The 17,550-nt window shown below is 39.5% G+C and carries 15 protein-coding genes and 2 pseudogenes; 11 read left to right on the top strand and 6 right to left on the bottom strand.

Annotated elements, in window-relative coordinates:
• Window positions 1-19: 19 nt before the first annotated feature.
• A protein-coding gene (locus FTV09_RS11210; RefSeq protein WP_180058357.1) for an IS4-like element ISAba1 family transposase occupies window positions 20-1,110 on the bottom strand; the annotation gives its coding sequence in 2 pieces (ribosomal slippage) (window positions 20-570 and window positions 570-1,110; 1,092 coding nt in all).
• 46 nt (window positions 1,111-1,156) lie between these two features.
• The gene (locus FTV09_RS11205; RefSeq protein WP_180058356.1) at window positions 1,157-1,561 is read right to left on the bottom strand and encodes a hypothetical protein; all 405 of its coding nucleotides are present in this window, start codon (window positions 1,559-1,561) and stop codon (window positions 1,157-1,159) included.
• 228 nt (window positions 1,562-1,789) lie between these two features.
• Here FTV09_RS11205 and blaOXA point away from each other — a divergent pair.
• Window positions 1,790-2,575: pseudogene (gene blaOXA / locus FTV09_RS11200) on the top strand (class D beta-lactamase).
• A gap of 223 nt (window positions 2,576-2,798) precedes the next feature.
• Entirely contained in the window at window positions 2,799-4,532 is a 1,734-nt protein-coding gene (locus FTV09_RS11195) for a KAP family P-loop domain protein (RefSeq protein WP_180058355.1), read from the top strand.
• A 115-nt stretch (window positions 4,533-4,647) separates the two neighbouring features.
• Here the strand turns inward: FTV09_RS11195 and uvrA are convergent, their stop codons facing one another.
• Window positions 4,648-7,479 carry an excinuclease ABC subunit UvrA gene (uvrA, locus tag FTV09_RS11190; protein WP_067761542.1) on the bottom strand — a complete coding sequence of 944 codons (2,832 nt, stop codon included), beginning with the start codon at window positions 7,477-7,479 and terminating at the stop codon, window positions 4,648-4,650.
• A gap of 181 nt (window positions 7,480-7,660) precedes the next feature.
• Between uvrA and FTV09_RS11185 the strand changes: the two genes are divergently transcribed.
• The 4 genes from FTV09_RS11185 to FTV09_RS11175 all read left to right on the top strand — a co-directional run bounded on the left by FTV09_RS11185 (window position 7,661) and on the right by FTV09_RS11175 (window position 9,393).
• On the top strand, window positions 7,661-7,870 hold the full coding sequence (locus FTV09_RS11185; protein WP_180058354.1) for a hypothetical protein: 210 nt from the start codon (window positions 7,661-7,663) through the stop codon (window positions 7,868-7,870).
• Between the two features lie 35 nt (window positions 7,871-7,905).
• On the top strand, window positions 7,906-8,028 hold the full coding sequence (locus FTV09_RS18090) for a hypothetical protein (RefSeq protein WP_257222885.1): 123 nt from the start codon (window positions 7,906-7,908) through the stop codon (window positions 8,026-8,028).
• A gap of 135 nt (window positions 8,029-8,163) precedes the next feature.
• Window positions 8,164-8,505, top strand: a complete 342-nt coding sequence (locus tag FTV09_RS11180; protein ID WP_067761538.1) for a GlpM family protein — start codon at window positions 8,164-8,166, stop codon at window positions 8,503-8,505.
• Window positions 8,506-8,670: 165 nt separating this feature from the next.
• A complete protein-coding gene (locus FTV09_RS11175) occupies window positions 8,671-9,393 on the top strand; it encodes a hypothetical protein (RefSeq protein ID WP_180058353.1) in 723 nt (240 codons plus the stop codon).
• Between the two features lie 74 nt (window positions 9,394-9,467).
• Here the strand turns inward: FTV09_RS11175 and tenA are convergent, their stop codons facing one another.
• A complete protein-coding gene (gene tenA / locus FTV09_RS11170; RefSeq protein ID WP_180058352.1) occupies window positions 9,468-10,130 on the bottom strand; it encodes a thiaminase II in 663 nt (220 codons plus the stop codon).
• Between the two features lie 208 nt (window positions 10,131-10,338).
• Here tenA and FTV09_RS11165 point away from each other — a divergent pair, with 208 nt between their 5' ends.
• The 4 genes from FTV09_RS11165 (at window position 10,339) to ahpC (ending at window position 14,409) form a co-directional block, all read left to right on the top strand.
• The gene (locus tag FTV09_RS11165) at window positions 10,339-11,427 is read left to right on the top strand and encodes a DUF475 domain-containing protein (RefSeq protein ID WP_180058351.1); all 1,089 of its coding nucleotides are present in this window, start codon (window positions 10,339-10,341) and stop codon (window positions 11,425-11,427) included.
• A 157-nt stretch (window positions 11,428-11,584) separates the two neighbouring features.
• Window positions 11,585-12,949 carry an MFS transporter gene (locus tag FTV09_RS11160; RefSeq protein WP_180058350.1) on the top strand — a complete coding sequence of 455 codons (1,365 nt, stop codon included), beginning with the start codon at window positions 11,585-11,587 and terminating at the stop codon, window positions 12,947-12,949.
• Between the two features lie 51 nt (window positions 12,950-13,000).
• On the top strand, window positions 13,001-13,579 hold the full coding sequence (gene ssb, locus FTV09_RS11155; protein ID WP_067761528.1) for a single-stranded DNA-binding protein: 579 nt from the start codon (window positions 13,001-13,003) through the stop codon (window positions 13,577-13,579).
• A gap of 266 nt (window positions 13,580-13,845) precedes the next feature.
• Window positions 13,846-14,409, top strand: coding sequence for an alkyl hydroperoxide reductase subunit C (ahpC, locus tag FTV09_RS11150; RefSeq protein WP_180058349.1), 564 nt, complete (start codon window positions 13,846-13,848; stop codon window positions 14,407-14,409).
• A gap of 69 nt (window positions 14,410-14,478) precedes the next feature.
• On the opposite strand, the gene FTV09_RS11145 is transcribed toward ahpC, so the two are convergent.
• A complete protein-coding gene (locus tag FTV09_RS11145; RefSeq protein ID WP_067761524.1) occupies window positions 14,479-15,402 on the bottom strand; it encodes a LysR substrate-binding domain-containing protein in 924 nt (307 codons plus the stop codon).
• Window positions 15,403-15,517: 115 nt separating this feature from the next.
• A pseudogene (gene ycaC, locus FTV09_RS11140) lies at window positions 15,518-16,142 on the bottom strand (isochorismate family cysteine hydrolase YcaC).
• Between the two features lie 329 nt (window positions 16,143-16,471).
• On the opposite strand from ycaC, the gene FTV09_RS11135 reads away from it, so the two are divergent.
• Window positions 16,472-17,350: a pirin family protein gene (locus FTV09_RS11135; RefSeq protein ID WP_180058348.1), complete on the top strand. Its 879-nt coding sequence runs from the start codon at window positions 16,472-16,474 to the stop codon at window positions 17,348-17,350.
• Window positions 17,351-17,550 lie beyond the last annotated feature (200 nt).

Here is a 17,550-nt window from a genome sequence, read left to right as displayed (position 1 = left end):
TCTCTGTACACGACAAATTTCACAGAACCCTTATCCTATCAGGCTTCTGCCTTCTTAAAATTGCCAAAATCTCCTTAAACTCTTCTTTTTTCCCAAAACCAATTAAACGCTGAATCGCCATTTGAACATAGTCTAAACCATAGCGAAATAAACTCATTGAGAGTCGTCCATGCTTCTTTATTTTTATCGCTTTTTTTTGATCATGTTGCCATTCACCCGTTAAGTAACACCAACAGAAGCTTATAGCTAACACCGCAATCAATTTTTTCACTCGTCTAGGGTCTGTCAAGCGCGTATTTTCAAGATTAAACCCGCGTCCTTTGAGACAACTGAATAAGGTTTCAATTTCCCAGCGTAATGCATAATCCTGAATAGCATTGGCATTAAACTGAGGAGAAACGACGAGTAAAAGCTCTCCATTTTCTAATTGTAGTGCACTTATATATAGTTTCACCCGACCAACCAAAATCCGTCGTTTACGACATTCAATTTGACCAACTTGAAGATGGCGAAATAAATCACTAATTTTATGATTCTTTCCTAAATGATTGGTGACAATAAAGTTTTTTTAACACGAATGCAGAAGTTGATGTCTTGTTCAATTAACCATGTAAACCACTGCTCACCGATAAACTCTCTGTCTGCGAACACATTCACAATACGGTCTTTACCAAAAATGGCTATAAAGCGTTGAATCAAAGCAATGCGCTCTTTCGTATCTGAATTTCCACGTTTATTAAGCAATGTCCAAAGGATAGGTATCGCTATTCCACGATAAACGATTGCGAGCATCAGGATATTAATATTTCGTTTTCCCCATTTCCAATTGGTTCTATCTAAAGTCAGTTGCACTTGGTCGAATGAAAACATATTGAAAATCAACTGAGAAATTTGACGATAATCAAAATACTGACCTGCAAAGAAGCGCTGCATACGTCGATAAAATGATTGTGGTAAGCACTTGATGGGCAAGGCTTTAGATGCAGAAGAAAGATTACATGTTTGCTTTAAAATAATCACAAGCATGATGAGCGCAAAGCACTTTAAATGTGACTTGTTCCATTTTAGAGATTTGTTTAAGATAAGATATAACTCATTGAGATGTATCATAGTATTCGTCGTTAGAAAACAATTATTGTGACATTATTTCAATGAGTTATCTATTTTTGTCGTGTACAGAGATTTTTCCTTGATAGTACCCATCTTGATATTCAATCTGACTACGTTTTTTGCCATTAGGGTAATAACTTTCAAATACACCTGAGCCTTTAATATCATCAGGAAAATGAATGAGATGTTCACACTCGCCATTTTTAATTTTATCTGAGCTTAAGAATATCGTAGTGAGGGCATCACCATTTGCATAGGTATATTGGTTTTCAAAAATACCTTTTTGTGCGGTTGGCGTGCTGTGTGCAATACATTGTGGGAGGTCTTTCCAAGGACTGAGATCAGGATCTTCTTGAGAAACAAACAGCACCATATATTCATTGAGGTAGCCATCGGCAAAACTTGCGATCGGGCAGATTAAAAGACCAAAACAAAGTAGAAATTTATTCATTGTTGATTATTCTTGTTGAATGAGAAAAATATAAATATGTGTCATCTATACCGATGATTGACCGAGATATGATAAGTGCGATTGAGGATAAAAAGAAACAGTATTGGCTTACTTCACATTTTATAATTTTAACTGAATCCAAAATTGAAAAATAATCACATGAAAAAAATATCAGTTCTATTTGTGCTTTTTTTCGGGCTATATGGCTGTACTAAGCAGGTGAGTGTTATGAAATCAGCACATTCCACTTCGCCTACAGCTATAAATAATCAAGCCGCCGATATTCGGGTACAAGAGATTACTGCTTTGTTCAATCAAGCGCAGACGCAGGCAGTGTTTGTGACCTTTGATGGTTCAACTTTGCGGCAATATGGTAATGATTTAAAACGTGCGCAAACAGAATATATTCCAGCTTCTACATTTAAAATGTTGAATGCTTTAATTGGTCTACAGCATGCTAAAGCGACCAAGAGTGAAATATTTAAATGGAATGGCGAAAAGCGTGCGTTTCCCACTTGGGAAAAAGACCTGACATTGGGCGAGGCGATGCAGGCCTCCGCTGTACCTGTTTATCAGGAACTGGCAAGGTGAATTGGCTTGGCGTTAATGCAACAGGAAGTTAAACGGTTAGGTTTTGGAAATCGTAATATTGGCCAGCAAGTTGATAACTTCTGGTTGGTCGGGCCGCTGAAAATCACGCCCGAGCAAGAAGTCCAATTTGCTTATCAACTTGCCACACAAACCTTGCCTTTTGATGTTGTTGTACAGAAGCAAGTCAAAGACATGCTTTATATTGAAAGCCGTGGGGATGCGAAGTTATATGCCAAGAGTGGTTGGGGTATGGATGTAGAGCCGCAAGTTGGGTGGTATACCGGTTGGGTAGATGATGGTCATGGCAAGATTACAGCGTTTAGTTTGAATATGCAGATGGCAGCAGGGGATGATGTGGCGGAGCGTAAGCAGTTGACGTTGGATGTGTTGGATAAGTTAGGTGTGTTTCATTATTTACGTTAATTTTTTGAGTTTACACGTCCTTATTTTGCATTTGGAGTTATTTTCATTGCGTAGGATTTATCTTACTTTTGAAAGCACAAAAGTAGGCAAAATGCTTTTGTTTGACTGAGGGCACATCCGTGCTGTCCCAGTCAAACAGGCGACATTCATGTCGAAAGTTATGTGATTGAATTTATGATTTTTTGCAGATATAAAGTATACAAGTCTTTAATATTTCAAGAAAATGAATCAGTCTCAAAAACAACGGTTAGAAGAAATTTTTAGAAAAAATGAAAATATAGGAATAGCAATTTCGATTACGGGGTCTTGGGGAGTTGGGAAAACTTTCTTCTGGAATAGTTTTTTAAAAGCTCAATCAATCAAAGAACAGGAAAGGAAGTATTTACCACTGTCCGTAAGGCTTAAACATAAGAGTTTTTTTGATAAAAAATATGCTTATGTTTCTTTGTTTGGTATAGAAAATTTATCTGATCTTAAAGCTGCTATATCCACAAATATGAGTAGTAATTACTTTAATCAAGAGTCCACAAAGAACTTTGAAATACCTACATTCATCAAAAAGGGACTTACAGCTTTAAGAGAGGTTAAGCTAACGAGCAGCGAATATGGAATTAGTTCTTCTGCACGAATTTTTGAATCCGTGTTATATGCTCAAGTTAAAGATGCGATTATCTGCTTTGATGACTTTGAACGTATGTCAAACAAGCTTGATATAAAAGATGTCATGGGCTTGGCAAATCAGCTTAAACTAGAAAGAAATTGTCAGGTCGTTTTGATTTTAGATGAAGATAAAGCTGAAGGAGAGAATAAGAAAAAATATGCTGAATATAAAGAAAAGTTGATTGATGAAACCATAAAAATTACATCTGTTGAACCTTTGATTCGTGCAAATACAAAAGATATAGATGATGATTTAGTTAATTTGATGATTAAATTTGCTGAAGAGTTAGAGATTCATAATTTTAGATTTTTTCAAAAAGTCATAAAATTGTATAGCCAGTTTCTAGATCAACTACCTAAAGTGGTGGCCGATTCCACTAAACTAATTATTCTAACTAGAATTCTACAAGGTTATTTCATTTCTGATTTTGGTGTTAAATATGATTTTCAATGGGAAGATATCCAATTGGTTCTCGAAGATAATCAAAAAGATTGGTCTGAGAGGAAAGTTAAAACATATAAAGCATTACAGAATATTTCGTACAATTTTATACATTCTGATGTATGGCTTAGTGAGTTCAAAAAATGGTTTGATCAAGTAGATGAACTGGATTTCGGTTTATTAAAAGAGTTAGCTAGTTCTGAATTGATATCCGAAAAAAATAATGGCTATACAAAAAGTTTTCATGCAATAACTAAGAAATTTTGGAAGTTGCAAGCAGATGAAAATTTTCCTAAAGATTTATTTGAAATAACAAAAAAAGTAATAGGCTTAGAAAATTTAGGAAATATAAGTTTTGCAATTAAACTTCTAGAGCTATTTGGGCATTCCGATCAAGCGATCGAATTAGAATGTATTACATGTGAGTGGATACATGAACAAATGATTAGAAATAGAAGATCATTTATAGGTATAAATCAATTAGGTGAAATTAGACCCGTTTTTGAAGATTATATTGAAAAATTTGAGTTGAGTTCTGAACATTTACCAATTCTAGTTGATGCTGTTTTTAAAATATTTGTTAATGGCGCTGGAAGTAGTGAGGATGAGTTATCCGTAGAAAAAGCGAATAAACAACAATGGAAAGAACTGTTATTTATTCAAATCCTCCAAGATGAAAGATTTAATGATATTAATAGTAGCTATATAGTAAAAAAAATACTCGAAAGGCCTACTGCCTCAAATTTTAAAGCTTCTTTTAGAACAATGATCACTGAAATCTATGAAGAAAAAGGAAAAGAATCTGAATTTTATAAAAATTATATGGATTATCTGATAACTCGACTAGAGAACTAAATCTCCCCCTAACCCTGAGCCATATATGGCGCAAGGAAAAAGAGGGGGGGGAACTCCACTGAATTAATAATGGAATACTCCCTCCTTTATTAAAGGAGGGTTGGGGAGGATTGAATTACTTCAACATCGGCTTTAAGAACTTCGCTGTATGCGATACTTTATTCTTCGCCACTTGCTCTGGCGTACCTTCGGCAATAATCATACCGCCGCCAGCACCACCTTCAGGGCCTAAATCAATCACCCAATCGGCAGTTTTAATCACATCCAAGTTATGCTCAATCACCACAATGGTATTGCCCTTATTACGTAGCTCATGCAGGATGTCGAGCAACTTGGCAATATCATGGAAGTGTAGACCTGTCGTCGGTTCATCAAGCACGTACAAGGTTTTGCCAGTATCGCGTTTCGCCAACTCACGTGCCAATTTCACGCGCTGCGCTTCACCACCAGAAAGCGTGGTTGCAGACTGACCCAAACGGATATAACCCAAGCCAACTTGGTTTAAGGTTTCCAAACGACGGTGAATCACAGGAATAGCGTCAAAGAAATGCATTGCATCTTCAACCGTCATTTCTAATACATCAGAAATGTTACGACCTTTATAGCCAACTTCTAAAGTTTCACGGTTATAGCGCTTACCATGGCAGGCATCACAAGGCACATACATATCAGGTAAGAAGTGCATTGCGACTTTAATCATGCCGTCACCTTCGCAGGCTTCACAGCGACCACCTTTCACGTTAAATGAGAAACGACCCGCCGCATAACCACGTGCTTTGGCTTCAGGGGTTTGCGCAAACAGTTCACGAATAGGGGTAAATAAACCGGTATAAGTTGCAGGGTTTGAACGTGGTGTACGACCAATTGGGCTTTGGTCAATATCCACGACTTTATCGAGGAATTGTAAGCCATCAATCGAATCAAATTTCTCAGCCGTTAATGTGGTTGCACCATTCAATTGAGTCGCTGCAAGCGGTAACAAAGTACGGTTAATTAGCGTTGATTTACCTGAACCGGACACACCTGTTACACAAGTCATTACACCTAGAGGAATAGTCAAATCGACACTTTTCAGGTTATGACCCGCAGCACCCATCAACTTGATTTGTTCTTCAGGTTTTGGCGGTTGTGTGCGTGTTTTCGGTACATCAATACTGAGCTTTCCTGATAGATATTGACCAGTTAATGAATCTGGATTTGCCAAAATTTCATCATAAGTCCCTTCGGCAATCACATGACCACCATGCACACCTGCACCTGGGCCAATATCAATAATATGGTCGGCGGCACGGATCGCATCTTCATCATGTTCTACAACTAGTACGGTATTACCTAAGTCACGCAAGCGTACTAGGGTTTCCAATAGGCGGTCATTATCACGCTGATGCAAACCAATAGAGGGTTCATCCAGCACGTACATTACGCCCATCAGGCCCGCGCCAATTTGCGAAGCCAAACGAATACGCTGAGCTTCACCACCGGATAGGGTTTCGGCAGAACGTGACAAACTTAAGTAGTTCAAACCCACTGAAACTAAAAAATGCAGACGTTCACGAATCTCTTTGAAAATCTTATCAGCGATTTCGCCTTTGGCACCGCTTAAGTTGAGGTCTTGATAGTAGCTTTCAGCATCGCCGATCGACATTTTGGTGATCTGTGCGATGGTCTTATCTAAAATTTTTACATTACGTGAGATTTCATTGAGACGCGAGCCATCGCAGGCATCACAGGCAGCATTGGATAAATACTGCGCCAAATCCTCACGGACATAGTTCGATTCTGTTTCACGGTAACGACGTTCTAGGTGAGGCAAAATACCTTCAAACGCTTGCACACGTTTGTGTGAGCGACCACGTTCATCAATATAACTGAGGTCAACTTTTTCTTTACCCGTACCATAAAGGAATTTCTTTTTGGTCTCGGCATCGAGTTCATTCCACGGCGTTTCTAAAGAATAGCCAAAATGATCGGCAACCTTTTGAATCATGCTGTAGTAATACGGACGCTGACGATCCCAGCCGCGAATCGCACCTTGGCTAATTGATACATCTGGACTTGGAATGAGTTTTTCGGCACTAAAATGGCTGCGGGTTCCTAAGCCATCACAAACAGGGCAGGCACCAAAGGGGTTGTTGAATGAAAATAGGCGTGGCTCAAGTTCACCGACAGCACGGTCACATTCAGGACAAGAGTGTTTCGCGGAGAACACACGGTCTTCTTTTTCACCTTTCATCCACGACAAAATGGCAATATCGCCACCTAAACGCAGTGCAGTTTCAAAACTTTCGGCAATACGATTACCTAAGTCATCACGGACTTTGAATCGGTCAACGACGACTTCAATGGTGTGCTTTTTCTTTTTATCTAGTTCAGGTGGGGTATCAATATCAATGACTTCACCATCGACACGGGCACGGACAAAACCTTGACCTTGTAATTGCTCAAACAGGTTGGTGTATTCACCTTTACGGTCACGTACTACAGGTGCGAGCAGCATCAGTGCTGTACCTTCTTCTAGCTCTTTAACTGCATCAACCATTTCCGACACGGTTTGAGCCACCATCGGTAAGTCATGTTCAGGGCAATACGGTGTGCCGACACGTGCATATAGCAGACGTAAATAGTCATAAATCTCGGTGATTGTGCCGACCGTAGAACGCGGGTTATGACTCGTCGATTTTTGTTCGATGGCAATTGCGGGACTCAAGCCTTCAATCGAATCGACTTCCGGTTTTTCCATTTGTGATAAGAACTGACGCGCATAAGCAGACAGCGATTCCACATAGCGGCGTTGGCCTTCGGCATATAAGGTATCAAAGGCTAAAGAGGACTTACCTGAACCGGAAAGTCCCGTAATTACCACAAACTTGTCGCGTGGAATATCGAGTGACACATTTTTTAAGTTATGGGTACGTGCGCCTCGAATACGGATATGACTTTGGCTCATGCAAGGGTCCTGAAAAGTTTCATCGAAAAACTTGTATATGATAGCGCATGAAAATTGTTCAAGTGTAAATTAAACCTAGATTTATGCATGTCTTTGTGAGAAAAAGGCCGAAACAAAATTTGATTGATCACGGAAATGCCAGCGCGCATTCAGGTGTCATCAAGACAGGACAATTCGAAAGATGACAGTTTTAGTAAAAGTAACAGGCTGTGTTGCCGTATTGATGGCTACATTTTTATTGGGTGCGTGTACGGAAACAAGCCACCTGAAAGTCGAAAAGTACAACACTCTGCAAGAAGCAACGACCGCGCTGAATCTTGAAAATGAAAAAATCGATTTATATATTGCTGAATTAGGACAAGCCAAGACGGATACAGAAAAAAGCATCTAGCTTGCGACAAAATACCGAAACAATATGATTATGTATTGGCTCTGGTGGATGCCAACCAACACCTAATGACGGATGATGATCAAACAGTTCAAGCGCAATTTAAACAAATGGCTTTGGAGCAAAAAGCGCGCTTTACCAGTAGTCTTTGGTGTAAATAAACGGACAATGCGAAAAGCCACTTGAAGACTAATTCGATAGCGACTTTGATTTTTTAAACAGAAAGTGCTTATTGAGGTTATTTCAACACTAAGTCAGGAGTAGACTAGGCGAGTTTTTGCTAATGGAATATAAGCATGTTGTCTTTATTTTTAAAAAGTTTAATGGGCGCGCTGGTCGTGGTGCTGATTGCTCTGCTGTCTAAAAGTAAGGCTTTTTATATTGCTGGCTTAGTTCCGTTATTTCCGACTTTTGCTTTGATTGCACATGTGATTGTAGCCAGTGATCAAGGAGCGGCGGCTTTACAGAAAACTGCACTTTTTGGCATATGGTCACTGATTCCATATTTCATTTATTTGCTGATGGTTTATGTGTTGGCTACACGTTTAAGCCTCGTGGCATGTTTGAGTGTGGCAACCGTAAGTTGGATAATTGCCGCAGCGGTCTTGATTTATACTTGGCAAAGTTTTCAAGCTTAAAAATGTCTGTAATGGTATTTGGAACTTTGATTAATAAAACAGCATAAAAATTAAAAAATATTCATTTTTTCCAATCGTTTATTAAATATGAGTGTGATGTTTATCACACATTAAATCACTATAATGGCCAAAAAAATGACTTTATAAATAATACAAGAGCAACTTATGTGGGTAAAAATTTTAATTTGTTTGTTGGGGCTCTGCACAGGGGTGATGGCTTGGGCTGAAGATACCAAAATTCTTGGCTTTGAGCAGTTTATTGAACCACAAGCGGGACAAAGTTATAGCGTAAAGGCATCGGCTATTGCACCTAATGCTCAAATGTGGTCGGTGGTTTATATGGTGTTGCAGACCAATCAAGTTCCTGACGACACAGTATTAGATTTTAAAGTACAGCCTCAAGGTATTTTATTTAAAAATAATCCTGCCAAAAAAATTGACGAATATGGTTTCGAGGGAATCCGATTAGCGAATAAGAAAGAATTTGCATTTTCGCAATATTCAGATTTTGCAGAATTAATTCAGGATCAAACTGGTAAAACGATTCAGGATGCCTCTGTGTTTGATGTGAGTCGTGCACACGTCTATGCCAGAGTTGAAGACTGGGTGCCTGAATATAATGCACAATCCACGCAGCTTAATATTGAACTGGGGCAAATGCATGAAATGGATGTGAAAGGTTTATATATCGTCTTAGGTGAAGGTGAAAAACCTAAAGACTTAAAGACCATTGCCAATCTTGATCCTTTAATGAAATCACAATTCCAATCCGAAGAAACACAAGATCGTCACCGTATTCGCAGTGAAACACGCGAAGCCAAATTTGCTATTTTTTTAGTAATGATTGGCGTTGGTATTTTCTTAGGGTGGTATCGTTTTAAAAGTTAATTTTAGTCTTTAAATTTATTATCTGTTTGTATAACCGTCCTAGGGTAAAGACGGTTATATGTATAGCTTTTATTTTAAATAGGCCAAGTCCGTTGTTGGTAGGCACTGTCCCAAAACATCCATTCTAATTTAGCGGCATCGGTATAGGCTTTATGCATTTTGGTTAAGGTGTCAGCATCACAAGTCGCTGCGACTTTATCAATCGTGTGAATGACATTGTTCACTGCGGTATTAAATTCTTCACCTGAATAAGTGTCGATCCATGCTTGATAAGGGTTGTTTGGTACTGATTGATTCACAATGGCTTTACCTACTTCAGCATAAATCCAAAAACATGGCAACAATGAAGCCAAAACAACTGGATAGCTTTCTGACCAGGCTGTTGCGGTTAAAAATGAAGTGTAATGGTGGCAGGCAAGGGTCAGTGGTGTATTTTCAAATTCTTCTTTGCTGATGTTAAAGCCTTGCATAAAGTCATTGTGTAAGCTGCGCTCAACTACAATTGCAATTTTTGCCCCTTCAGAAAACTGAATGACATCATCCGCATCAAAGGCTTTTGCGGCACATACAGCTAAGGCACGACCATAGGCCAAAAGATAGTGGGCATCTTGAATCACATAATGGCTGAAGGCATCTCGGCTTAATGTGCCTTGAGCCAGTTCCTGATTAAACGGTAAATTTAAAATTTGTTGATACAGTTCAGCATTACGTTGCCAAACATCTTGCGAAAAAAGCATTGGATCTTCCTACAAATTCAATCAATGAAGCATGTGCATGCCATATGGTGGCATCAGAATAGAATGTTTCATCTTAGAGTGTTTATTCAAAATGTAACGAAGATTTTTTTGGTTTCGATCATAAAAAGCGTCATAATCGCGGCATAAAACTCAACTCTATCTTTAGTTTTAGTTTTACTCTTATTTTGAAAAAACAGGTCGATCTACCATGATGAAACATTTTGGTTTCTCTATCTTCTTTACGATCGTGTGTCTGGCTATTTCTGCTTATTGGGGCTTTACGCATGGCCCAAATGCGGGCTTACAGGCCATGTTTACGGCTTTGACCATTACTGCAATTTTGGCAGTGATGGAAGTATCATTATCATTTGATAACGCTGTGGTGAATGCATCGGTACTCCGTGGTTGGGATCATTTCTGGAAAATGATTTTCTTAACCGTGGGTATTGTGATTGCTGTATTCGGTATGCGTTTGATTTTCCCAATCGTCATTGTTGCTGTAACGGCGGACATGGGCGCAATGGAAGTGGTGCAATTGGCACTGAATAATCCAATTGAATACTCTGCCAAGTTGATGGCACATCATGCTGAAATTGCTGCATTTGGTGGCGCTTTCCTTTTATTGGTGTTCTTAAACTTCTTCTTAGATGAAGGTAAAGATACTCATTGGTTCCGTTGGTTAGAACGTCATTTGGCAAATCTTGCGAACGTTCCAGCCATGTCGGTATTTATTGCGCTCATTGCACTTTTAGTAATGGCGGCAAATATCGCTGAAGAAACACGTCTTGCTGTGGTTATGGCGGGTATCTGGGGTATTGTGATTTATATCGGTGTACAAGTATTGAGTCACTTACTGGGTGGTGAACCTGAAGTTGATGAAAATGGTAATGCGGTTGGTCACGATGCGAATGGAGCGCCAACGGGCGTGATCAAAGCAGGCTTTGGTGGCTTCCTTTACCTTGAAGTACTGGATGCATCGTTCAGTTTTGATGGTGTAATTGGTGCTTTTGCGATTACCTCTGACGTTGTGATCATCATGTTAGGTCTTGCAATTGGTGCGATGTTCGTACGTTCAATGACGATTTACTTGGTCGATAAAGGCACTTTAGATGCATATATCTTCCTTGAACATGGTGCGCATTATGCCATTGGTGCACTTGCATTCATCATGTTAGCGAGTGGTACAGGTGTACACGTTCCTGAAGTGGTAACTGGTCTGATTGGCGTGGCATTTATTGTTTGGGCCGTGATCGCCTCAATCCAATATAAAAAACGTCAACAACAATTGGGCGGTTAATCCCTGCTCAAGCTTGAAAGGCTTACAAAAGCGCAGCACTGGCTGCGCTTTTTGTTTTTTAGATGATGATCATCTTTAATTTAAATAAAAATCCTGCTTCGCTGCACGCTGAATGTCCTATAATCCCATTCCAAGATTAATGAATTTTTAACCAGCTATGATGAATGCTCTTGAACGACGCTCAACCTTTGCTTTGAGCAGCATATTTGCCTTGCGCATGCTGGGGCTGTTCATGATTATTCCGGTATTTTCTGTAGCAGGACAGGAGTATGCAGGAGCGACACCTGCATTAATTGGTCTTGCAGTCGGTGTATACGGTTTAACTCAAGCGATTTTACAAATTCCATTTAGTTTAATTGCGGACCGCTATAGTCGTAAGCCTTTGGTGGTTATTGGGCTATTGCTGTTTGCGTTAGGTGGTGCAATTGCAGCCATGTCGGACAGCATTTATGGCGTGATTATTGGTCGTGCAATTGCGGGCGGTGGTGCAGTTTCAGCGGTGGTCATGGCTTTACTTGCCGATGTGACCCGCGAAGAAAATCGTATGAAAGCCATGGCAACCATGGGTATGAGTATTGGTGTGTCTTTTGCTGTAGCCTTCAGTTTAGGCCCTTGGCTCACTGGTTTAGTGGGAATCTCAGGACTATTTTGGGTGACAACCATTATGGGCCTAGCTGCCATTTCAATGTTGCTATTGGTGCCAAAAGTGACTCGTCACCATCGTAACTTTCAGCAAGGTTATGTGGCACAGCTGAAACAAGTGTTGAAAATGGGTGATCTTAACCGTTTACATGTCTCGGTTTTTGCATTGCATTTATTACTCACTGCCATGTTTATTTATGTGCCTTCACAGTTAATTGATTTTGCCCAAATTCCGCTTAGCTCACATGGTTTGGTGTATTTGCCATTATTGATTTTGAGTCTGTTGTTTGCTTTTCCAAGTATTGTTTTTGCGGAAAAATATCGCAAAATGCGTGGCATTTTCTTAACGGCAATTGGCGGCATTATCCTAGGTTTAGGCATTTTAATATTTGGTTTTGAATCGAAATATATTCTGTTGCTCGGTTTAGGCTTATTCTTCATTGCCTTTAATGTGATGGAAGCATTGTTGCCATCGTGGTTATCAAAAGCAGCACCGATTCAGTCGAAAGCAACAGCAATGGGCGTGAATGCGAGTAGTCAATTTCTCGGTGCATTTTTTGGCGGGATGATTGGTGGACAACTATTAGTGCTAAACAATACAGCGATGGGTTGGGGGATTTTAACGGCCTTAGCGATTGTATGGTTGCTGATTAGTTTTGGTTTGGCACAGCCGCGTTATCTGTCGTCAATGGTATTTAGCTTACCGGATGACAAACAAACAGATGAATGGACTTCTCAGCTTTTGGCAATTCGTGGTATTGAAGAGGTCGTGGTGATGTCTGACCAACAAGTGGCTTACGTAAAAGTGGATAAGCAGCAAATTGATGAATCTGCGCGACAACATTTAACGCACTTGTTAGGGAAAGAGGTAGCCATTTAAGCATAACTCTTATAAAGTAAATAATAGAAATAAATAGGAAGAATACGTCTGATGCGTGGTGTAAATAAAGTCATTTTAGTCGGTACTTTGGGTAAAGACCCAGAAACTAAAACTTTTGCAAATGGTGGTTCATTAACCCAATTTTCAATCGCGACAAGTGATTCGTGGACTGATAAAAATACGGGTGAGCGTAAAGAGCAAACTGAATGGCACCGTATTGTGTTGCATAACCGTTTAGGTGAAATTGCTCAGCAATATTTGCGTAAAGGTTCTAAAGTTTATATTGAAGGTTCATTACGTACACGCCAATGGACTGATCAAAATGGTCAAGAGCGTTATACCACTGAAATTCGTGGTGAACAGATGCAAATGTTGGATAACAACCGTCAACAAGGCGAGCAAGGTCAAGGCGGTGAGTTTAACCAACCACGTTTTAACAACCAACAAGGTGGTTATAACAATAACCAAAACCAAGGCGGCTACGGCAACCAAGGTGGTTATGGAAATAACCAACCTGCTCAAGGCAACAGCTATGGCAATAACAACCCAAGTGGTTTTGCACCGAAGCAACAACCTGCACCAACGCCAGCACCTGCAGCAGCGGATTTAGATGACGACTTACCATTTTAATTTTTAAAACGGTAAATCATCATCCAAAAAGCCCTCAATATTGAGGGCTTTTTTATGTGTATCTAAATGTTAGCCAGTACTGTGTGCAGCATTGAGTGAATAGATTATGGATTGGAAGCGTCGATTAAACTCGAAATGTTAATATAAATAATTAATCTAAAAAACCGATAGTTTTTATAAAAAAGTACGGTTTTACCTATGATAATATTTTTCGTATTCTAACTTCAACAGAGAAACAAACCTGAAATGAGTTAGAGGAATATCACATGAGTTTAATTAACACTAAAGTAAAACCATTTAACGCAACAGCTTACAAAGATGGTCAATTTGTTGAAGTTTCAGAAAAAGACTTCTACGGTAAATGGTCTGTTGTATTCTTCTATCCTGCTGATTTCACATTTGTATGTCCAACAGAATTAGGCGATCTTGCTGATCACTATGCTGAATTCCAAAAAATGGGCGTAGAAATTTACTCAGTATCAACAGATACACACTTCACGCATAAAGCTTGGCATGATTCTTCTGAAGAAATTAAGAAAATCGAATACCCAATGGTTGGCGATCCAACTTGGACCTTAGCGAAAAACTTTGACGTATTGATTGAAGCGGATGGCCTTGCAGATCGTGGTACCTTTGTTATCGATCCTGAAGGTAAAATCCAAATCGTTGAAATCAACGCAGGCGGTATTGGTCGTGACGCATCTGAATTAATGCGTAAAGTAAAAGCGGCACAATATGTACATGCTCACCCAGGTGAAGTATGTCCAGCGAAATGGAAAGAAGGTGAAGCAACACTTGCACCATCAATTGATTTGGTTGGTAAAATCTAAGATCGATTCAGTTTGACTGAAATACAAAAAGCCAGGACATTGTTCTGGCTTTTTTATGCATACGAAAGATTAAATTAAATAACCATCATGTTGAGGGCCATATTCACGAATACCTTCGACCAAATACTCAATTAATTGTTCCATCACTAAACGTTGCCCTTTACGTGAAGCGTAGACCAACTGGATGGTTCCGACATTTGAGCACCATTCGGGGAAAAGGTGAATTAAGCGTCCGGCTTCAATATCGTCTTTGACCGTGAGATAAGGCAGGTCGGCAATCCCTAAACCATCTAAAACAGCATAATAGGCACCAGCCAAGTCATTACTTTTGATGCGTGGGTTGAGTGAAATTTCAATTTGTTCTTGTTGCGCTAAATGATGTAAATGCCATTGGTGGCGATTTTTTTGTGTCCCTAACACAATACTTGGAAATTCACTTAACTCGGTAATATGCTCAAGTACACGCCCTTGTAAGACCTCAGGGCTAACCACTAAACAATGCACGGTTTTAATTACGTCACGTACAATAATGCTAGAGTCTTCATTTTCAGCAAAATTGGTACGAATGGCGAGATCAATATCGTCATGTAATACATCAACCCGACGGCTAGATAGTTCAAGCTCAACTTGCACTTTAGGATGATTTTTAAGGAACTGATTAAGTAACGGGCGAATTTGACGTTCCATCATGACAGGTGGGTAACTAATTTTAACCAATCCTTCAGGTTCACTTTTTTGTTTTAACAGCACGTTGTGCGCACAGTCGACTTGCTGAATTATTTTTATGCATTCTTCATACAATTCTTGGCCTAATGTCGTGACCTTAAAGTGTCGTGTAGAACGCTGAATTAACGTAATATTGTATTTTGCTTCGAGGTCTAAAATGCGTCGACTGAGTTTAGATTTAGTTATATTTGATGCTTCGCTTGCAGCACTAAAACCACCGTGTTTCACCACCAGATAAAAGTAGTAATAATCATCAAATGAGTGCATACATCACCTAAATTTATATCCAAAAATGGAAGTTATGCCCAAATCATACGTGAATGTGGCGGGGCTTAATATGAAAAAGCGATCCGAAGACCGCTTTTTTTATTGGCAAAATAAATTATTTTGCAGTGTTTTTTACATAGCTTGTGATCAAGTTTTTGTAATCAGGGATATGCGCACCGAACAATGCACCTAAACCGTCAATGTCATTACGCCAATCGCGATGTAATTCACCCGCAGCAGCAAACCAAGTTAGCAAATGAGCGCCAGCTTGTGACATACGATCCCATGCAGCATCACGTGTCATCTGGTTAAACGTACCAGACGCATCGGTAATTACGAATACGTCAAAGTCTTCAGCAAGTGCTGAAAGTGTAGGGAAAGCTACACAAACTTCAGTCACGACACCTGCAATGATGAGTTGTTTTTTACCCGTTGCTTTTACTGCTTTAACAAAATCTTCGTTGTCCCAAGCGTTGATTTGGCCAGGACGAGCAATGAAAGGAGCGTCTGGGAACATGTCTACAAGTTCAGGAACAAGCGGGCCATTTGGACCGTCTTCAAAGCTTGTAGTTAAAATTGTTGGAAGATTGAAATATTTAGCTAAGGCTAGCAAGTGCTAGCACGTTATTTTTAAATTTATCTGGGTCGATATCACGAACCAATGAAAGTAGACCTGTTTGATGGTCAACGAGAAGAACTGCTGCGTTGTCCTTATCTAAACGTACGTAAGGTTTGCCCATTATATTTTCCTCATTCAAATTTGTTTTTTTCACCCCAATTGCAGGGTGAAGATGAAGTTGCCTAAATCAGAATAATGGCAAAAACAGGACAATAGAACCGACTGTGATGAGAAGCTTAATCATAAATTTGGGATAATATGCAAGTGTATGAATTTTTTTTGCAAGAATAGGCGATTCAACTTCAATGGCTCGAGCTAAATAAAAGCATTTAAAATCATTAATTGTTCTAAATATGAGATATTGAATATTGTTTGATAGATGGTGATTGGACTAGGGAATAACTAAAATAACTACATGTTCATCAGATCCACTGAATATAGGAGCAAAAGATGAAAAAAGTTATTGGTGTGTATCGTAACCAGCAAATGCACTGGGTAGGAGATGGCTTTCCTGTTAAAAGCTTATTTTCTTATGATCGTCTTGGTCAGGCGATTAGCCCATTCCTGCTTTTGGATTATGCTGCACCATATTCATTTGACCCAACTACTGCACAACATGGGGTAGGATCACACCCACATCGTGGTTTTGAAACGGTGACGTTGGCCTATAGTGGCGAGGTGACTCATAAAGATTCAAGCGGTGGCGGCGGAACCATTCAAACTGGTGATGTGCAATGGATGACTGCAGGCTCTGGTGTAGTGCATGAGGAGTTTCATTCGACACACTTTGCCCAACAAGGTGGTTTATTTGAAATGGTGCAGTTGTGGGTGAATTTACCTGCCAAAGATAAAATGACTCAACCACGTTATCAAGCGCTACGTGCTGCGGATATTCCTCAGATAGAGCTTGAAGACAATGCTGGTCATATTCGCATCATTGCAGGTGAAGCCTCAGGTCAAACTGGCCCTGCTCATACTTTTAGTGCAATAAATGTGTGGGATGGTGAGCTGAAAGCTGCGCATGAAACCACTTTACATGTACCTGAAGGTCATAACACCATTTTGGTCGTACTCAGTGGTGAGGTGCTGGTCAATGCAAGTCAAAAAGTGCTAGATAGCTCTATGGTCATGTTTGCTAAAGACGATATAGCGATTCAGTTGGAAGCTGTTCAAGACAGTAAGTTTTTATTGTTAAGCGGAGAACCATTAAATGAACCTATTCAAGGTTATGGCCCATTTGTGATGAACAGTAAAGCTGAAATTATTCAAGCTTTTGATGATTTTAATCAAGGAAAGTTTGGTCAAATTGCAGTGGCGACAGAAGCTTAATATCAGGTTTGTTCTGAGCAAAAAAGAGAAAAAAAAGCCTCTGAATATTCAGAGGCTTTTTGTTTTTACGCTGTGTCCCGTCCTGAAATAAGTTTACACCTTAAGAGACTTATTTTATGGAACATGCACAAGAACAACGAGTTAAACGCACACAACGTGATTATAGCTTCGCCTTTAAAATGATGGTTGTACATGAAGTA

Origin of the sequence: Acinetobacter sp. YH12227, assembly GCF_013417785.1 — a bacterium.
In the GTDB taxonomy this organism is placed as follows: Bacteria; Pseudomonadota; Gammaproteobacteria; order Pseudomonadales; family Moraxellaceae; genus Acinetobacter; species Acinetobacter gandensis.
This window is presented reverse-complemented; position numbering and strand designations above follow the sequence as displayed.